Below are 18,073 nucleotides of genomic sequence, written 5' to 3' on the forward strand. Positions count from 1 at the left end.
ACAGTCTCGAGGTCATCTCGGATGTGCGGCAGCGGCCGCACCTGTTGAGTCGGAGGAGCGGTTGACGACGGTTGCGTCGGATCTTGCCGAAGCCGGTCATCGGTTCACGCGCAAGGGGCGTGACACTCGCGTTCGCGTGATCGAGTTACCCGATCGCGGCGACGGAGGCGGCCACATTCTCGTCTTCGGGGACATCACCGACGGTTGTCTGGTCCGGGTGCATTCGCGATGCCTCTACGGCGAGGCACTGCGGTCGGACGACTGCGACTGCGGCCCGGAACTGGACAAGTCCCTCGACATGATCCAGGACGCGGGGTCCGGGGTCTTGGTCTATCTCGAGCAGGAAGGCCGCGGCGCCGGTCTGCTCGCCAAGGCGCGCGGATACCTGGAGAGCGAACAGTCCGGCGCGGACACCTTCACCAGCTACGAGAAGCTGGGCTATCCGCCGGACGCGCGCTCCTACGAGCAGGCGGCCCGCGCGCTGGTCGACGTGCTGAACCTGCGCAGCGTCCAGCTGCTGACCAACAATCCGGTCAAGATGCACGCGCTGCGCGAAGCCGGTCTCACGGTGCAGGTGGTGCCGCTGGTGACCGAGGCGTTGAGTCAACGCGCCATCGACTACCTCGACGCCAAACGCCGCAGGCGCAGGCACTGGATTCCCAACGGCGAATCGCCGTGGTCGGCCGAGCAGACCATACTGCCCCGGTCGGAGGCCGCCGAGCCCCCACGCGAAAGCGCGCCGCCCGTTCTGGTCTAGCCACTGCTGCGACGCCCGGCCTGCGGCTACCATAGATGGATTGCGCGACTGGGGATTCCGCAGTTCGCCGGCCCGCTGCAGCGTGCATCGGAGGGGCATGGACCAAGCGGCATTCCATCTCCGCGAGACCGGGCATCGTCTGACTCGCAAGGGACGCGAACTCCGCGTTCGAGTCATGGCGATACCCGGCGCCGAGGACGGCGGGCACGCCATGATCTTCGGTCCGATCGCCGATGCCTGCCTGGTGCGCATCCATTCGCGCTGCCTCTACGGCGACGCGCTGCGCTCCGACGATTGCGATTGCGGGCCCGAACTCGATCTGTCGATGGACATGATCCAGAACGCCGGATGCGGGGTGCTCGTCTATCTCGAACAGGAGGGCCGCGGCGCCGGATTGGTCGACAAGGCGCGGGGTTTGCGCACCAGCGAGGTGTTCGGGCTGGACACCTTCGACAGCTACGAACGGTTGGGGCTCTGCGCCGACACCCGCTCCTACGAGAACGCGGCCCGCGCGCTGGTGCACCTCGGCATCGCGGTCACGGTGGTGCCGCTGGTGACTCGGCCGCGCAGCGAGCGCGCCCGCCGGTACCTGGAGGCCAAGCGACGAAGGCGCGGTCACACGATCCCGGACGAGAGCGCGTCGACGCTCGGGCGAGCGGTGTGGCGGTCGCGACGGCGGTGGTTCATGCCGAGCTGCTGGTGGCGTCGACTTCTCGCGCTGTAAAGGCCGTCACTTTTGTCCAGGTCTGGCTACCATGAGTGAGCCACGCCACTCGTTGACCCCGCATCCGGCGAGAAGATGACCTAGAGTCTGGCGCAATGCGTCAGCGCTTGGCGCCGAGCGCATCGGGTCGGTTCACCGACAGGATCATCGGGAACAGGGAAAATGAGCACTACAGAAATCGGTTACGCGCACGAATCAGGCAAGACGGTCTACACCGTTCCCGAGGCGTTCCAGGAGACCATCAAGCTGCGGCCGGATCAGGTCGCGCTGCGCACCGTCGGCGGCACGACCGAGATCAGCTGGCGGGAGTACGGCAGACGGGTCGAGGCGATCGCGGCCGGACTCGCGGCATTGGGCGTCAGCCGCGGCGACACCGTCGGGATCATGCTCACCAACCGGCCCGAATTCAACCTCGTCGACACCGCCGCACTGCATCTGGGCGCGACGCCGTTCTCCATCTACAACACCAGCTCCGCCGAGCAGATCGCGCACCTGTTCACCAACGCCGAGAACAAGGTGGTGGTCACCGAACGCGTGTTCCTCGACGTGATCACCAGCGCGGGTGTCGAACTCGCGCACACGATCGTCGTGGACGGCCCGGCCACCGGCGCGACCACGCTGGCGGAGGTCGAGGCCAACCCGGCCGCCGACTTCGATTTCGCCGCCGCCTGGCAGGCCGTGGAGCCCGGCGACCTGGCCACCCTGATCTACACCTCGGGCACCACCGGCCCGTCCAAGGGCGTGGAGATCACCCACCGCAACGTCCTCGCCCAGATCATCGCGCTGGTCAACGGCGCGCTGCCGGTCGGCTTCGACGACCGGGCGATCTCCTACCTGCCCGCCGCGCATGTCGCCGACCGCATCTCCGGGCACGCCATCAGCCTGCTCACCGGCATCCTCATCACCTGCGTTCCGGATCCGCGCGAGATCGCCGCGGCGCTGCCCGACGCACGCCCGACCGTCTTCTTCGGCGTGCCGCGGGTGTGGCAGAAGATCAAGGCGGGCATCGACGGCAAGCTGGCCACCGAACCGAGCCCGGTCAAGAAGTCCTTGGCGGCCTGGGCCATCAACACCGGCGTCGCCGCCGCGCGCGCCGATCTCGCGGGCAAGGGACGCGGTCCGGTGCTCGGGTTGCAGTACAAGATCGCCGACGCGCTCGTGCTCTCGAAGCTGCGCCACGCCCTGGGCTTGGACAACCTGAAGGTCGCCGCGTCCGGTGCGGCCGCCATCCCGCCGGAGACCCTTGAGTACTTCCTCGGTCTGGGTTTCACGGTCACCGAAGTGTGGGGAATGTCCGAGACTTCCGGCGTCGCCACCTTCACCGAGCTGGACAAGCCGCGCCCCGGTTCGGTCGGCCGCGCGGTGGACGGGCTCGAGCTGCGCCTCGGCGAGGACGGCGAGCTGCTGGTGCGCGGTCCGATCGTCACGCCGGGCTACCGCAAGCAGCCCGACAAGACCAAGGAGGCGCTCGACTCCGACGGCTGGCTGTCCACCGGCGACGTGGCGACCATCGACGCCGACGGCTACGTGCGGATCGTGGACCGCAAGAAAGAGCTCATCATCAACGAGGCGGGCAAGAACATCTCGCCCACCAACATCGAGAACGCGGTGAAGGCAGCGTCCTCGCTGGTGGGTCAGGTGGTCGCGATCGGCGAGGCCAAGCCCTACATCTCCGCGCTGATCGTGCTCGACCCCGACACGGCCGCCATCCGCGCCAAGGAAATCGGCGCGCCCGCCGAGGATCTCGCGGCGCTGGCCACCCGCAAGGAGATCGTCGACGAGGTGCTCGCCGCGGTCGAGGCCGGTAACCGCAAGCTCTCGCGCGTCGAGCAGATCAAGCGCTTCACCATCGTCGGCAAGCCGTGGGAGCCGGGCGGCGACGAGCTGACCCCGACCATGAAGCTCAAGCGCAACCCGATCGCGGCGAAGTACGCCGAGGAGATCGCGACGCTGTATGCCACCCCGCTGCCCGAGACGGTGGTCAACGTCTCCTGAGTCGTGCTGGAAGAACTGTGGCCCCGAGCGAAAAGCTCGGGGCCACGGTCGTTTTCGGGCGAGATTACTGCTCGTAGGTACCGATCAGGGTGGCGCGGGCCAGGGTGTGGGAGAACAGGTTGAAGCCGAGGAAGGCGGGCGACGCGTCGGCGGGGATGTCCAAGCTCTCCACGTCCACCGCGTGCACCACGACGAAGTAGCGGTGCGGGCCGTGGCCGGGCGGCGGTGCGGCGCCGACGAATCCGGCGAAGCCGCCGTCGTTGCGCAGGGTCACCGCCCCCGCGGGCAGCGAACCGCCCTCGCTGCCCGCGCCGCTCGCCAGCGAGGTGACCGAGGCCGGGATGTCGGCCACGGCCCAGTGCCAGAAGCCCGAAGCGGTCGGGGCGTCGGGGTCGTAGACGGTGACGGCGAAACTCTTGGTCTCGGCCGGGAATCCGGACCAGGACAGCTGCGGGGAGACGTCCTTGCCTCCGGCGCCGAACACGCCGCTGACCTGATCGTTGCCGAGCGGGCTGCCGTCGGTGACGTCTTCGGAGGTGAGGGTGAAATCGGGGACCTGAGGTAGTGCGTCGTACGGGTTGTAGGTCATGGTTCCTCTTTCGAAGCCGTGGTGTGCGGATCAGCTGTGCAACAGGAAGTGTTCCAGTACGCGGGTGCCGAACTCGAGAGCGTCCACCGGAACACGTTCGTCCACGCCGTGGAACAGGGCGCTGAAGTCCAGTTCCGGCGGCAGCCGCAGCGGTGCGAAACCGAAACAGCGAATCCCCAGGCGGGCGAACGCCTTCGCGTCGGTGCCGCCGGAGAGCATGTAGGGCACCGTGCGGCCCTGCGGGTCGTTGGCCAGGATCGCGTCGTTCATGGCGTCGACCAGGTGCCCGTCGAAGGTGGTCTCGTAGGAGTCGAGCTTGGTGATCCACTCGCGTTCGACATCGGGGCCGATCAGCTCGTCCACCTCGCGTTCGAAGGCGGCCTGGCGGCCCGGCACCACCCGGCAGTCCACCACCGCCTCCGCGGTCTGCGGAATGACGTTGGCCTTGTAACCGGCCTGGAGCATGGTGGGATTGGCGGTGTCGCGCAGGGTGGCGCCGATGATGCGGGAGATGGTGCCCAGCTTGGCGAGCTGGCCCTCGATGTCCGGGCTCTCCGGGTCGAAGGGGATGCCGGTCTCCTCCGACACCGCGGCGAGGAACTCGGCCACCGAATCCGAAAGCACCAGCGGGAAGGTGTGTTTGCCGAGCCTGGCCACCGCGTCGGCGAGGATGGTGACCGCGTTGTCCTCGTGCAGGAACGAGCCGTGCCCCGCGCGCGCCTTGGCGCGCAAGCGCATCCAGCCCAGCCCCTTTTCGGCGGTCTCCACCAGGTAGAGCCTGCGTTCGCCGCCGTCGCGGCGCGGTACCGTCAGCGAGAACCCGCCGACCTCCCCCACCGCCTCGGTGACACCGTCGAACAGGTCGGGGCGGTTGTCCACCAACCACTGCGAGCCCCACTTGCCGCCGTTCTCCTCGTCGGCCAGGAACGCGAAGACGATGTCGCGGGGCGGCACGGTGCCTTCGACCTTGAACTGGCGCGCCACCGCCAGCATCATGCCGACCATGTCCTTCATGTCGATGGCGCCGCGACCCCAGACGTAGCCGTCGCGCACCGCGCCGGAGAACGGGTGCACGCTCCAGTCCGACGCCTCGGCGGGCACCACGTCCAGGTGCCCGTGCATCAGCAGCGCGCCCCGGCTGGAATCGGCGCCTTTCAGTCGCGCGAAGACGTTGCCGCGGCAGGGCGCACCGGATTCCACGTATTCGGTGGTGTATCCGACCTGGTGCAATTGATCGGCCACCCACTGGGCGCATTCGCGCTCACCCTTCGTGGTGGCCAGATCGCCCGTGTTCGAGGTGTCGAACCTGATCAGTCGACTGACCAGCTCGACGACCTCGTCCACCGCGCGAGATCTGCTGTTCGGACCGGAGCCTTCGCCGTTAACGGACACGTCCCCTTTCCTACCACTCGTCGCCGGGGCGGCGCTCCGCCACCGGGCCGCGAGTCCGCACGCGACGCGCCGTGGCGTGCGCGATCGCGGCGCCGTCCGTTAGCGATCAGCGTGCGGCAAACCCGTGCCCGCGGCCGAAACATGCTGTCGCGGCGGGCGGCACCGCGGCGGACGGCCGACAGGAACTGGTGGATCCGACCCACTACACTGCCGGAGACCTGGTCGACAGACTGTCAAGGTCGTTCGGGGGGCGTGCTCGGAGTTCCGCCGAAATCAGACCCGCGCTCGCCGAGCGTCGACGACAAGTGAGGAATTGATGACGTACCCCCCGCCCCAGCCCGGCTTCGACCCGTACAAGCAGTCCGACCCGTACGCGCAGCAGCAGCCGCAACCGGCGAGCGACCCCTACGCGCAGCAGCCCGGGTACCCGGCCGCGCCGGGGTATCCCGCGGCGCCGGGTTACCCTGCCGCGCCCGGCTACCCCGCGGCGCCGGGTTACCCGGCCGCGGGTGGCTACCCGCCCGCCCCGGGCTACCCGGCCGCTCCCGGTTACGGCCCCGGCTACAACCCGGGAACGCCGCCGGAGAACAACATGGTGTGGGCGATCCTGGCGACGGTGTTCTGCTGTCTCCCGTTCGGCATCGTCGCGATCATGAAGGCGGCCAACGTCAACAGCCTGTGGGCGCAGGGGCAGGCCGCCGAGGCCTACCGTGCCGCCGAGGACGCCAAGAAGTGGACGATGATCTCGGCGGTGTGCGGCGTGATCGTGTTCGTGATCGCCCTCGTCGCCAACATCGCGCTCATCGGAGCCTCCGGGGTGTGAGCACGCCCGTCTCCGTCTCGCACCGGCTGGCCGCGCCCGTCGCGGTCGCCGGTGCGGGCGCACTGGTCTGCGCCGCCGTGCTGTGGGCCGACCCCACCACGCCCGGCGGTGTCATCCCGGTCTGCCCGTCCAAGGCGCTGTTCGGCATCAACTGTCCCGGCTGCGGCAGTTCCCGCATGCTGTACTCGCTGCTGCACGGCGATCTGCCCGCGGCGCTGCACTACAACGCTCTCGGCCTGCTCGCGTTGCTCGCGCTGGTCGGCACGTTCGTCTTCTGGACGCGCGACCGTGTCCGTGGCCGCGACTCGGTGCGCTGGTATCAGTACCGCAACGCCCCGCACGTCACCCTCGCTCTCATACTCGGCTGGCTGGTGCTGCGCAACATCCCGTTCGCGCCCTTCACCGCTCTGCGCGTCTGAACTCAGGCGCGTGGTGTCGCCGTCATCGGGACCGGTCCGTCCGGCCCGCCGGTGAACGACAGCGCCCGCCGAATCGGTTCCTCGGTCGCCAGGTCCATATCCATGCGCTGCGCCAGAACCGCCAGCGACAGCACCATTTCCATCATCGCGAAGTTCTGCGCGATGCAGATGCGTTTGCCCGCGCTGAAGGCCAGCGATCCGTGCCTGCGTTCGGTGGTCAGGTTCTCCGGCAGGTGCCGCGAGGGGTCGAAGCGTTCGGGGTCGGCCCAGACCGACGCGTTGTGGTGCACACCGTGCAGGCTGATCACCACCGTCGTCCCCGGCTCGATCCGGTAGCCGGCCAGCACGTCCGGTCCCTTCGCCACCCGGGTCAGCCCGATGATCGGCGGATACAGTCGCATCGATTCGGCCAGAACGGCTTTGGTCCACACCAGCTCGTCCACATCGGCGGCGGCGGGGGTGCGCTCGCCGAGTACGTCGCGCAGCTCCTCGTCCATCCTGGCGCGGGCCTCGGGATGCTCGGCGAGCAGCTTCCAGGTCCAGGTCAGCGCGGTCGCCGAGGTCTCCATCCCGGCGCCGATGAAGGTCATCAGCTCGTCGTGGATCTCGGTGTCGCTGTAGGCGTGGCCGGTTTCCGGATCGCGCGCTTCCATCAGCAGGCCGAGCAGATTGTCTTTGCGCGCGATGCGGCCGTCGCGGTGATCGGCGACGAGGGTGTCCACCGCCCGCTCGATGCGGCGCAGCTCGAGCATGATGTGCGGGGCGGTGAGCCAGGTCAGACAGCGCATGGCGCGGATGGGGACGCGTGAACCGGCGCGCCGCTCTTCGGGTGTCGTGCATCGGACGACGAACGTCGACAGCGCGCGCAACGGCCTGCTGATGTTGGTGGCGAAGCCGACGCCGAAGAACTTCAGCAGGTTCGTCAGCCGGATCTGGGAGATGGGGCCGGACAGGTCGGTGCCGAACATGGTGCGCGCCACGATGTCCAGGGTCAACCGGTTCATCTCGGCGCCGATGTCGACCGAGCCGTCTGCGGCGCAGACGCGCAGGATGCGGTCGGCGGCGTCGGCGGCCGCCTCGGTGATCGGTCCGGCGAACTGCTCGATGTTGCCGCGCGCGAAGATGGGCTGCACGAGGCGGCGGTTGCGCTGGTAGCGCCGGTCGTCCATATCGGTGACGAGGCCCTGGCCGAAGGTCACCGCCATCATGTCGTATTCCGCGCTCTTGCAATAGTTTTCCTGATTCGAGACCAGGATGCGGCGGGCCAGTTCGGGGTTGCGCACCACGGCGTAGCGCAGCATCGGCATGCGCGCGACGAGCACGTCGTCGGCGCCGGGCAGCTCCACGGTCAGGTAGTGCACCAGCGTCCGGTCGCGCCAGCGCGGAATCAGCGCGGCGGCGTAGCGCCAGGACTGCGCCCAGCCCACCTCGGTGCGATGCCAGCGCATGGGCGCGGGCTGCCAGCGCGGCGGGTGCAGGGTGGTGTCGCCTCGGTCGTCGGTGGGTTTCTCGGTTGCCGATGTCGTCATGCGGCAGTCCTCATCGTGTGTGAATGCGTATGCGCCGAAGGGGGTTCGGCCCGTGCGGGCTCGGTCGAAGAGTAGACGACGCGTCCGGCGCGCGACGGGTCCTCGCGGCCCGTCGAAAGTACCGGCTTGCGGGAACTTTTTTCCTCGATTACCGGCGGGTAGCTTTCCGTCGCGCGCTGCCGCCGATTGGTGTACGTTGCTGTTTGTAAATGGAAATTCCTGCTCGGGCAGGGGTTTTCACACGACACGTCACGAAAGTTCCTGGTGCCTCAGACGTTCGACGACGTAGTGGTGCGAACCGCTACGAAACAGGATGTGCCCGAGCTGGTCTCGGTGCTGGATCGTGCCTTCGACGCCGACGATCCGTTCGGCGAGTACATGTTTCCCGACCTCGCGCAGCGTCGCCGCAACCAGCCTCGGCTGACCAGGGCGATGATCCGCCACCAATACCTGCCCGCGGGCGGGGCTCTGGTCGCGACCAGTGCGGGACGCATCGTCGGAGGCGGACTGTGGCAGACCCCGGACTACCGCTTCGGGCCGCTGCGCTACCTCGCCTCGATCCCGGAATTCGTGTGGGCCATGGGTTCCGGCGGCCCGCGTGCCTTGGCGATGGACGCCACGATCAGCAACCTGGCCAAGGGCCTACCGCACTTCTTCGGCGTGACCCTCGGCGTCGATCCCGCGCACCAGCGCGGCGGGGTCGGCCGGGCGGTGCTCGCCTACGCGATCGCGGAGATCGAACGGGTGGGCGCGCCGATGTTCGGGGTCTGCAAGGACGGCAATGTCGCCTACTACCGGGCGCTGGGGGCGCTGCGAGTGGGCCGGGTGCGGATCGGACGCACCGGTCCCCTCGTCAACGTGATGATGTGGCTGCCGAGCAGCCTCGCCGAGTGAAGGAGCACATTTCGTGACCGACATCGCGATCGTCGGCATCGGCTGCCGCTACGCCGGTGGCATCGACTCGCCGGACACGTTCTGGGATTTCGTGGTGGACAAGCGCGACGCGGTCACCGAGATCCCGGCCGACCGCTGGGACTACCGCCGCTACTACGACCCCGACCGCCGCGCGCCCGGCCGGATGTACACCAAGCGCGCCGCGTTCCTGACCACCGATCCGTGGGCGTTCGACCCCGACTTCTTCGGCATCTCCCCGCGCGAGGCCACGGCGATGGACCCGCAGCAGCGGCTGGTGCTCGAGGTCGCGTGGGAAGCGCTCGACGACGCGGGCATCGCGGGCCGCACCGGCGAGGCGCCGGTCGGGGTCTACCTGGGCGCGTTCACCCTCGACCAGCTCGCGGTCGGCTTCACCGGCGAGGCGGTGCCGCACATCGACATGCACTCCTCGGCGGGCGCGTCCTACACGATGCTGTCCAATCGAATCTCCTACGCGCTCAACCTGAGTGGGCCGAGCGTCACCGTCGACACCGCGTGCTCCTCGTCGCTGGTCGCGCTGCATCTTGCCTGCCAGGCGCTGCGCGACGGCGACTGCCGCACCGCACTGGCGGGCGGGGTGAACCTGATGCTGCAACCGGGCACGTTCATCTCCATGTGCAAGGGCGGTTTCCTCGCCGAAGACGGACGAAGCAAGTCCTTCGGAGCCACCGCCGACGGATACGGGCGCGGTGAGGGCGCGGGCATGGTCGTGCTCAAGGCACTCGCCGATGCCGAAGCCGACGGCGACCGCGTCTACGCGGTGATCGAGGCGACCGGTTCCAACCAGGACGGCCGCACCACCGCCATCACCGTGCCCAACGCCGAGGCCCAAGAGGCGCTGGCGAAATCGGTGTGCGCGCGGGCGGGCATCGCACCGCACGAGGTGACCTACGTCGAGGCGCACGGCACCGGAACGCCGGTCGGCGACCCGCTGGAACTGCGCGCGATCGGGCGGGCCTACGGCGCCGTCGCGGGGCGCACCGCGCCGTTGGGTGTGGGATCGGTGAAAGCGACCCTCGGGCACACCGAGGCCGCCGCGGGCGTCGCGAGCGTCATCAAGGCGGCGCTGGCCATCTCCCGGCGCACGCTGCCGCCGCAGGGCTGGCTCGACGACGAACTCAATCCAGACCTCGCGCTCGACGAGCTGCGGTTGACGATTCAGACCGAGGCGCAGCCGGTTGGTCCCGAGGAGTGGATGACGGTGGCGGTCAACGGGTTCGGCTATGGCGGTACCAATGCCCATGCCATCTTGCGCGAGTACCGGCCTGCCCATGGGCGAGGGACCGCACCCGCGGCGTCCCTCGCGGCGCACGTGCCGGTCGACCGAGCGTCCACGTCGGTTGATCGAGCGCTCACCTTGGTCGGCCACACTCCGGCAGCGTTCGATACCGCTCCCGCGGCTGCGGCAACCGCCCCGCGCCACCGTGGCGTGCTGCCCATTTCGGCGCGCAACGAACAGGCCGTGCGCGAGCTCGCGGCCGCGTACGCCGAGCTGCTCGCCACCGGCACTGATCCCGATCACGTGGCCGCAGCGGCCTGGACCAGGCGGCACCACCACCCGTTTCGGGTCGGTGTGCCGTTCGTCGATCCCGCCGAGTTGATCATCGACCTGCGCGGCTTCGCTGCGGGCGAGGGTCGCGCACCGGTGCGTGCCGTCGGAAACCCCTCCGTCGGACCGGTTTTCGTGTTCACCGGTATGGGTCCGCAGTGGTGGGGCATGGCGCGGGATCTGCTCGCCACCGACCCGGTCTTCGTGGCGGCGGCCGAACGTGTCGACACGGCGTTCACCGCCCTGGCCGGTTGGTCGATCCGCGCGGAACTGTCCCGTCCCGAGCACGAGTCCCGGGTGACCGCGACCGAGATCGCTCAGCCCGCGAACTTCCTCGTCCAGGTCGCGCTCTTCGAAACGCTTGCGGCGCTGGGTGTCCGGCCGTCGGCGGTGGTCGGGCACAGCGTCGGCGAGGTGTCGGCCGCCTACGTCACCGGCATGCTCTCGCTCACCGACGCGGTCGCGGTGGCCTATCACCGCGCCCGTCTCCAGGCCACGACCGCGGGCACCGGCGGCATGCTCGCGGTCGGCCTGCCCGCCGAGGAGGCGGCCGACCTGCTCGGCGCGGGCGTCGACATCGCCGCGATCAACAGCCCGACCGCCGTCACGCTCTCCGGCGCGATCGACCGGCTCGACGAGATCGCCGAAACACTCACCGAGCGCGGCATTTTCGCGAAGCGACTACAGGTCGAGGTCCCGTACCACAGCGCGCTGATGGATCCGATCCTCGACTCCCTGCGCGCCGCCCTCGCCGACCTGACCCCGCGACCCCCGTCGATCCCGCTCTACTCCACCGTGACCGGCGACCGGGTGACCGAGGCGGACTGGGACGCCGACTACTGGTGTGCGAACGTCCGTCGGCCGGTGCGCTTCGCCGCGGCGATTCGCGGCCTGATCACCGCGGGCGAACGCGTCTTCCTCGAAGTGGGCCCGCATCCCGTGCTGGCCGCCAACCTGCGCGAGCTGCTGCTGCACGCGGGCGAGAAAGGCGCCACCGTCGCGACGCTGCGGCGCAAGCAGGCCGACGCGGTCAGCGTGCGCGAGATGATCGCCGGGCTCTACACCGCGGGCGCCCTCGACATCCCCGCCTTGGTCGGCACGGCACCCGTCGCGCACCTGCCGCTCCCCCGCTACCCGTGGCAGCGCAAGCGCCTGCGCTCCGACCTGCCGGTATCGTCACAGCAGCGGTACGGCACTCCCGGCCTGTACACCATGCTCGGCGACCCCGGCTTGGACGACGAGCGGCACTGGACCGTCCAGATCGCCGCCGAGGTGCTGCCCTGGATCGACGATCACGTCGTCGACGGCTCCCGAATCCTGCCCGGCGCAGCGTATTTGGACGCGGCGTTGAGTGCGGCCGCCGTCGAGTACGGCGCGAGCGTCGATCACGGCATCGCCGCGGTGGAGCAGGTGCGGTTCATCGCGCCACTGCTCGTCGAACACGGCGACGTTCCGGTGATGCAGTTGCACGTGGAGGAGTCGACCCGCCGCTTCACCATCCGCTCCCGGACCGCGGTCGGGACGACGTGGACCGTGCACGCCACCGGCCGGCTGGTCGAGGGCGCGTTCGAACCGGGCAAGATCGCGGTCCCCGACACCGCCGCCATGACGCCCGTCGTGCCCGAGACTCTCTACGACGACCTGACAGCGACCGGCGTCGCCCACGGCCCGGCCTTCCGATTGGTGCGGGAAGCCTGGGTGGACGGCGACACCGTCGTCGCGACGCTGGACGCGAGCATCGCCGCGACCGCCGGGCATCTGGCGCACCCGTGCGTGCTGGACGCGGCCTGGCAGGTCGTCTCCCTCGGCGACGCGGGCGGGCCCGAACTGACGGGTGCGGTCATCCCCGTCGGCGCGGCCGCCGTGCGGATGTTCGCGCCGCTGCCCTCGCGCGCGGTGGTCGTCGCCCGGCTGACCGAACCGCTGCGCGCCGAGGTCGCGGTGCTGGACTCCGAGCACAACCTGGTGTTGCAGATCGTCGGCGCGAAGTTCCAGGCGGTGCCGTTCGGCGGCGGGCTGCGGCGCCGGCTCGAAGACCTCTACTACGAGGAACGCTGGACCCTGCGCGATCCGCTCGACCGCGCGGCGCTGCCGCAGGCCGCCACCGCGTACACCCTCGTCGTCCCGCTGTCCGGCGCCGCCCCCGCCCGCGTCGAACAGATCGCGCGTTCGACCAGCCGAGCCGAAATACTCTTCCCGGCAAACGATTTCGAACAAGCGCTGGCCGAGCGGCTGAGTGCCGCGCACGCCACCGAAGGCGTCGACCGCGTGCACGTCTGCGTGGTGGCCGGGACGAGCGCGGACCCGGTCGCCGACCTGTGGCTGTTGAGCAGGCTGGCGCTGATCGTGGAAGAAGTCGCCGACGAAATGCATCCCGAGCCGCTGCCGTTGACCGGAGACGGCTCCGTGCACGTGACTTTGGTGACCGAACGCGCCTTCACGCATCCAGAGGACACGGCCGTGCCCAATCCCGCCCACGCGGCCCTCGCGGGCGCGCGCCGGGTGTTGCTCAACGAGCAGCCACCGCTGCGTTGGCGTCTGGTCGACATCGAACCGGAGACCTCCGAGGACGAGTTGCTCGCCGAACTGTCCGTTCCCGGCGCGTTCAGCGCCGACGGGACCGACGAAGTGTTCCTGCGCAACGGATTACGGTGGTGCACCGTCGTGACGCGCGCGCTGCCCGACCGGCTCACCGCTCTCGACGATCCGGCGCCGCTGACCGATCCCGAGGCCAATTTCGTCCTCGACATCCCGCGCTCGCGCGTGCTGTCCCAGCTCGGCTGGCGCCGCGCCGCGCGCCGTGCCCCCGGTCCCGGTGAGGTCGAGGTGCGGATGGCCGCCATCGGACTGGGCTTCAAGGACCCGCTCAAGATTCTCGGCGTCCTGGGCGCGGACGACTTGGGTGAGACCCACTTCGGTGTCGCGCCGGGCATGGAGGGCGCGGGCACCGTGGTGCGGGTCGGCCCCGACGTGACCCGGTTGCGCGTCGGCGACCGCGTCGGGCTGGCCTCGGCGGGCATGATCGAACGCTTCCACGTCGCCAGTACCGAGGTCGTGGGACCCGCGGCGGAGAGCATTCGGCCGGAACTGTGCACCTCGACGGTCTCCTTCGTCACCGCCGAGTACTCGCTGCTCGATCTGGCGCGGCTGCGCGCCGGGGAGACGGTGCTGGTACACGGGGCGGCGGGCGGCGTCGGGGCTTGCGCGATCCAGGTCGCCAAGCGGCACGGCGCGCGAGTGATCGGCACCGCGAGCACCGACGAACGGCGCGCCTACGCGCTGGAGGAGGGCGCGGACGAGGTGGTGAACTCGCGGTCGCTGAACTTCGTCGACGACGTCCTCGGCCTCACCGACGGCCGCGGCGCCGACATCGTCATCAGCACCGCGCCGGGCGAGATCGTGCACCAGAACTTCAAGGCCGTCGCCGAATTCGGGCGCATCGTGGAGATCGGCAAGGCCGACATCTACTCCGGCGGCGTGCTGGACCTGCGCAACTTCGACAAGAACGTCGCGTACTTCTCCTTCGACCTGGACCGCATGCTGAAATTGCGCCGCGCCGAGGTGGTAGCCAGGGTGCAGGCGGTGAACGAGAGACTCGCCGACGGCACCTACCGTCCGCTGCCGTACCACAGTTTCGGCGTCGACGAGGTCGGGGCCGCGTTCGAGGAGGCCCTGCGCTCGACCCGCCTCGGGCGCATCGCCCTCGACCTCACCGGCGAAACACCGCCGGTACGACCGCAATCCGCCGACGTGCCCATCGATGCGGACGGCCGCTACCTGATCACCGGCGGCTTCGGCGCTTTCGGCCTGGCCACCGGCCGCTGGCTGGTCCGCCGCGGCGCGCGGCGCCTGGTGCTGATCGGCCGCGGCGGTGCGGGCACCGACACCGCCCGCGCGCACCTGGACACCTGGCGCGCCGAAGGGGTCGAGGTGCTCGTCGAGCGCGCCGACGTCACCGACGCCGATGCGATGCGCGGGGTCGTGGCGCGCGTCCACACCGAAGCGCATCCGTTGCGCGGTGTCTTCCACGCGGCGGGCGTTCTCGACGATCAGCGCATCACGACGATGGACCGGGCCAGCCTGACCGCCGTCTTCCGTCCGAAGCTCGACGGAGCGCTGGCGTTGCACACCGCACTGACCGCCGCGAAGGTGCGCCCCGACCTGATCGTGCTGTTCTCTTCCGGCAGCGCCATCATGGGCGGGATCGGCCAATACTCCTACACCGCGGCGAATCTCGCGCTCCAATCGTTCGCCGACCAACTGGCGCGCCGCGGCGAGCGGGTGCTGTGCATCGGCTGGGGCGCGATGTCCGGCGGCGGCATGGTCGACGCCGACGAGAACGTGCAGCGCTACCTGCGCATCGCGGGCTTCGAGGCGATCGACATGGACGACGGCACCGAATACCTCGGCGAGGCATTGCGTCTCGGCGTCCGGCAGGCCGCGATCATCCCGGTCGACTGGAGCAAGGTGGTGCTGGCCGCGCCGCAGCTGGCCTACACCGCGCGCGTCGCCGAGCTGATCGCCGCGGCCTCGGAGGGCAATTCGGCCGCGGCGCGGCTGCGCGGCGAGATCGTCGCGCTGGACGAGGCGCAGCGCGCGGCCGTCGTCGGTTATGTTCTCGCCGAACAGCTCGCCGAGGTGATGGGCGTGGCTCCGGATTCCATCGACCTGTCGGTTCCGCTGCCCGAACTCGGCCTGGATTCGCTCATGGCGGTCGAGTTCGGCGCGCTGGTGAGCAAGACCCTCGGTGTGGAGATGAACAGTATGCAGCTGGGTCGTTCGTTCAGCCTGGCGCAGGCCGGCGCCAGGATCGCCGAGATCATCGTGGGATCCGGAAGCGCCCAGGCGGTTCCGGCATGACCGACGAGCGGGACATCGCGCGGCGGCTGCTGGCCGGTGCCCGCGAGCGCGACACCGCCGCGCCGCCGGATCGGCCCAAAGCCGCGCAGGCCACTCCGCGCACCAGCGCGCGGCGCGGACCGGGACGCCAGTTCGCCGACCATCCGGCCGTGGTGGCGGCGCTGGAGAAGCAGGCGGCGATCCAGCGGCTGATCGACGCCACCGGGCTGCCGCATCCGCTGTTCCTCTCGCCGGAAGGACACAACGGCGCGGTGATCCGTTCCGGCGGAAAGGCCTTGGTGAACTACAGCTCCTACAACTACCTGGAGTTGGCCGGACACCCGCGCGTCATCCGCGCCGCCAACGAGGCCGCCGAACGCTACGGCACCTCCGCCTCGGCCACCCGCATCGTCACCGGGGAGATCCCGCTCTACGGCGTGCTCGAACGCCGCCTCGCCGACATCTACCGGGCGGGCGCGGCGCTGGTGACCTCGAGCGGGTTCCTCACCAACGCCGCGGTGATCGGCTTCCTGCTCGGCGAAGGCGATGTCGCCGTGTGCGATTCGCTCGCGCACGCCAGCCTGGTCGCGGGCACCCAGTGGGCGGGGTGCCGACGAGTCACCTTCCGGCACAACGATCCCGAGTCGCTCGCCGCGCTGCTGCGGACCTGCCGCCACCAGTTCGATCGGGCGCTGGTGATCATCGAGGGCCACTACAGCATGGACGGCGACCTCGGCCGGATCGCCGAGATCGCCGCCGTGGCACGGACATACGATTGCGCGGTCCTCGTCGACGAGGCGCACGCCATCGGCGTCCTCGGCGCCACCGGACTCGGCAGCCGGGAACACTTCGATCTGCCCGGCGACCTGGTCGACATCTGGGCGGGCAGCCTGTCGAAGGCGCTCGGCAGCACCGGCGGGTTCATCGCGGGCGACGCCGACCTGGTTCAGGCGATCAAGTACGCCGCGCCCGGCATGGCGCTCTACACCGCGGGACCGTCCCCGGCCAACGTCGCCGCCGTCCTGGCCGGGCTCGACGTGCTCGCCGACGAACCCGACCGGCTGACCCGCCTGTGGTCGAACGCGCGCTTGTTCACCGGCGCGCTGCGCGCGCGAGGCATGAATCTCGCCGACTCCGAATCGACCCCGATCGTGCCGGTCATCGTGCCCGGTGAGATCCGCGCCGGATACGCCGCGGCGGCGCTGCTACAGCGCGGCTACAACGCGGGCGCCATCCTGTCCCCCGTCGTGCCCGCGGGCGCCGAACGGCTGCGGTTCTTCCTGACCAGCGAACACACCGAACGCCAGCTGCTCGACACCGTCGACCAGCTCGGCGAAATCCTCGACATCGTCCACCACATCCCGGACCTCACCATCGGAGCCTTCGAGGCCCCCGACCAACTCGGCCCCCTGCCTGTCCCCGGACGCTGAGATCGGCGCGCGTTCGTTGCTCGAGCCCACCTCACTCCCGTTCCAGTCGGGGGTGAAGCCGAGATCGGTGTGTGTTCGCGGACCGACCCACCCGACCGGACCGCGGGGCGGATGCTGGGACGTAGCCCGGCCTCGTCGCGGTTGCCATCACCGCTTCTTGTCGGGCGATGGCAACCGGACCGCATCCCAGGGCACCCAGTGCCGCAGGGTCGTCTCGGTGAGCTTGTTGCGGGTGCGGTAGTCGACCGCGACCTCGGCATACCAGGCGACGTAGTGCCCCAGGTGCAGCCGGACCCAGCCGTACTGGGTCGCCTGGACCCACGGTTCTTGGAACCTCGGGTCCAGGCTGTTGGACGCGACGCCCAGCGACGGACGCTGCGGTCCCGGCCGGTTCGGCAGCAGCCAGATCCGCTTCGGATCGACCAGCACGGGACGTGGTCGCGGCAGTCGCCGGACCGCCGACCAGCCGTCCTCGCTCACCGTCGACCACCCGACCCGGCCGCGCTGCAATTCGAACACATGTTCCCATCATGACATGTCTACGGACCGGTCGGAATGCCCCCCGCTACTGAAGTTGCTGAGCTTGCGCGACGAGCTCGAGAAACGTCCACAACTCGCCGGTGTCGTAGGTCTCGGGCGCCTCGCTGCCGCCCAGGAACGGATAGGGCGTCGCGATGTAGACCTGCTCCGGCGCGAGCGGCCCGAGCAGGTCGCGAATCCGCGCCACATGCTCGGTGCGCAGCACGTAATCGGCGAACCCTTGCTCGCGCAGCACCCGATCCGCGAACTCGGCGGGATCGGCGAACGCGCCGTAACCCTTCGCGGCGGCCCGATAGGGATGCAACACCGCGCACTCCCCCGACTGGCTGTTCACCAGGAACGTGTGCCCGAGATCCGAATACCCGAAAACGAGATCGAACTGCGGAAAATGCGGCGCCCACGCCGGCATCGCCTCGACCACCGGCCGCTGCCCGATCAACTGAAAACCCTCGACTGTCACGCACCGATCCAATCAGCCGAGACCGCCCGCTGTCTCCACGCCGCGCGGTTCGTCGCGCCTCGGCGAGTCGTAGCTCGATGACCACCGATGTCGC

13 protein-coding genes are annotated in these 18,073 nt (G+C 69.7%); 8 read left to right on the top strand and 5 right to left on the bottom strand.

Features of this window, described 5'->3' with window-relative positions:
- The first annotated feature begins 136 nt into the window (after positions 1-136).
- The 3 genes from ABZV58_RS18630 to ABZV58_RS18640 all read left to right on the top strand — a co-directional run bounded on the left by ABZV58_RS18630 (position 137) and on the right by ABZV58_RS18640 (position 3,476).
- The gene (locus ABZV58_RS18630; protein ID WP_355001373.1) at positions 137-757 is read left to right on the top strand and encodes a GTP cyclohydrolase II; all 621 of its coding nucleotides are present in this window, start codon (positions 137-139) and stop codon (positions 755-757) included.
- Between the two features lie 97 nt (positions 758-854).
- Positions 855-1,481, top strand: coding sequence for a GTP cyclohydrolase (locus ABZV58_RS18635; protein ID WP_355001374.1), 627 nt, complete (start codon positions 855-857; stop codon positions 1,479-1,481).
- A 162-nt stretch (positions 1,482-1,643) separates the two neighbouring features.
- On the top strand, positions 1,644-3,476 hold the full coding sequence (locus tag ABZV58_RS18640) for a long-chain fatty acid--CoA ligase (RefSeq protein ID WP_355001375.1): 1,833 nt from the start codon (positions 1,644-1,646) through the stop codon (positions 3,474-3,476).
- 64 nt (positions 3,477-3,540) lie between these two features.
- On the opposite strand, the gene ABZV58_RS18645 is transcribed toward ABZV58_RS18640, so the two are convergent.
- On the bottom strand, positions 3,541-4,065 hold the full coding sequence (locus tag ABZV58_RS18645; RefSeq protein WP_355001376.1) for a YbhB/YbcL family Raf kinase inhibitor-like protein: 525 nt from the start codon (positions 4,063-4,065) through the stop codon (positions 3,541-3,543).
- Positions 4,066-4,095: 30 nt separating this feature from the next.
- Positions 4,096-5,457 (bottom strand): M20/M25/M40 family metallo-hydrolase, encoded by a 1,362-nt coding sequence (locus tag ABZV58_RS18650; RefSeq protein ID WP_355001377.1) that lies wholly within the window; start codon positions 5,455-5,457, stop codon positions 4,096-4,098.
- A 316-nt stretch (positions 5,458-5,773) separates the two neighbouring features.
- Here ABZV58_RS18650 and ABZV58_RS18655 point away from each other — a divergent pair, with 316 nt between their 5' ends.
- Entirely contained in the window at positions 5,774-6,280 is a 507-nt protein-coding gene (locus ABZV58_RS18655; RefSeq protein ID WP_141810689.1) for a CD225/dispanin family protein, read from the top strand.
- Positions 6,277-6,699, top strand: coding sequence for a DUF2752 domain-containing protein (locus ABZV58_RS18660; protein ID WP_355001378.1), 423 nt, complete (start codon positions 6,277-6,279; stop codon positions 6,697-6,699). Before ABZV58_RS18655 ends, ABZV58_RS18660 begins: the two co-directional genes overlap by 4 nt.
- Positions 6,700-6,701: 2 nt before the next feature.
- Here the strand turns inward: ABZV58_RS18660 and ABZV58_RS18665 are convergent, their stop codons facing one another.
- Positions 6,702-8,228: a cytochrome P450 gene (locus ABZV58_RS18665; protein ID WP_355001379.1), complete on the bottom strand. Its 1,527-nt coding sequence runs from the start codon at positions 8,226-8,228 to the stop codon at positions 6,702-6,704.
- A 264-nt stretch (positions 8,229-8,492) separates the two neighbouring features.
- Between ABZV58_RS18665 and ABZV58_RS18670 the strand changes: the two genes are divergently transcribed.
- From ABZV58_RS18670 to ABZV58_RS18680, 3 genes are read left to right on the top strand one after another with little or no spacing between them, the layout of a single operon-like run.
- The gene (locus ABZV58_RS18670; RefSeq protein ID WP_355001380.1) at positions 8,493-9,122 is read left to right on the top strand and encodes a GNAT family N-acetyltransferase; all 630 of its coding nucleotides are present in this window, start codon (positions 8,493-8,495) and stop codon (positions 9,120-9,122) included.
- Between the two features lie 13 nt (positions 9,123-9,135).
- Positions 9,136-15,570, top strand: coding sequence for an SDR family NAD(P)-dependent oxidoreductase (locus tag ABZV58_RS18675; protein WP_355001381.1), 6,435 nt, complete (start codon positions 9,136-9,138; stop codon positions 15,568-15,570).
- Complete coding sequence (locus ABZV58_RS18680) at positions 15,567-16,979, top strand: aminotransferase class I/II-fold pyridoxal phosphate-dependent enzyme (RefSeq protein ID WP_355001382.1); 1,413 nt, start codon at positions 15,567-15,569, stop codon at positions 16,977-16,979. Before ABZV58_RS18675 ends, ABZV58_RS18680 begins: the two co-directional genes overlap by 4 nt.
- 147 nt (positions 16,980-17,126) lie before the next feature.
- Here the strand turns inward: ABZV58_RS18680 and ABZV58_RS18685 are convergent, their stop codons facing one another.
- Entirely contained in the window at positions 17,127-17,498 is a 372-nt protein-coding gene (locus ABZV58_RS18685; RefSeq protein ID WP_355001383.1) for a hypothetical protein, read from the bottom strand.
- A 46-nt stretch (positions 17,499-17,544) separates the two neighbouring features.
- The gene (locus ABZV58_RS18690) at positions 17,545-17,979 is read right to left on the bottom strand and encodes a T6SS immunity protein Tdi1 domain-containing protein (protein WP_355001384.1); all 435 of its coding nucleotides are present in this window, start codon (positions 17,977-17,979) and stop codon (positions 17,545-17,547) included.
- Positions 17,980-18,073: the final 94 nt, after the last annotated feature.

It is taken from the genome of Nocardia sp. NPDC004654, from assembly GCF_040609595.1.
Classification (GTDB): domain Bacteria; phylum Actinomycetota; class Actinomycetes; order Mycobacteriales; family Mycobacteriaceae; genus Nocardia.

Excerpts from the sequence above, each read along its gene's own strand:
- ABZV58_RS18635 (WP_355001374.1), top strand. The coding sequence starts at position 855 with ATGGACCAAGCGGCATTCCATCTCCGCGAGACCGGGCATCGTCTGACT.
- ABZV58_RS18640 (WP_355001375.1), top strand. The coding sequence starts at position 1,644 with ATGAGCACTACAGAAATCGGTTACGCGCACGAATCAGGCAAGACGGTC.
- ABZV58_RS18645 (WP_355001376.1), bottom strand. The coding sequence starts at position 4,065 with ATGACCTACAACCCGTACGACGCACTACCTCAGGTCCCCGATTTCACC.
- ABZV58_RS18655 (WP_141810689.1), top strand. The coding sequence starts at position 5,774 with ATGACGTACCCCCCGCCCCAGCCCGGCTTCGACCCGTACAAGCAGTCC.
- ABZV58_RS18665 (WP_355001379.1), bottom strand. The coding sequence starts at position 8,228 with ATGACGACATCGGCAACCGAGAAACCCACCGACGACCGAGGCGACACC.
- ABZV58_RS18680 (WP_355001382.1), top strand. The coding sequence starts at position 15,567 with ATGACCGACGAGCGGGACATCGCGCGGCGGCTGCTGGCCGGTGCCCGC.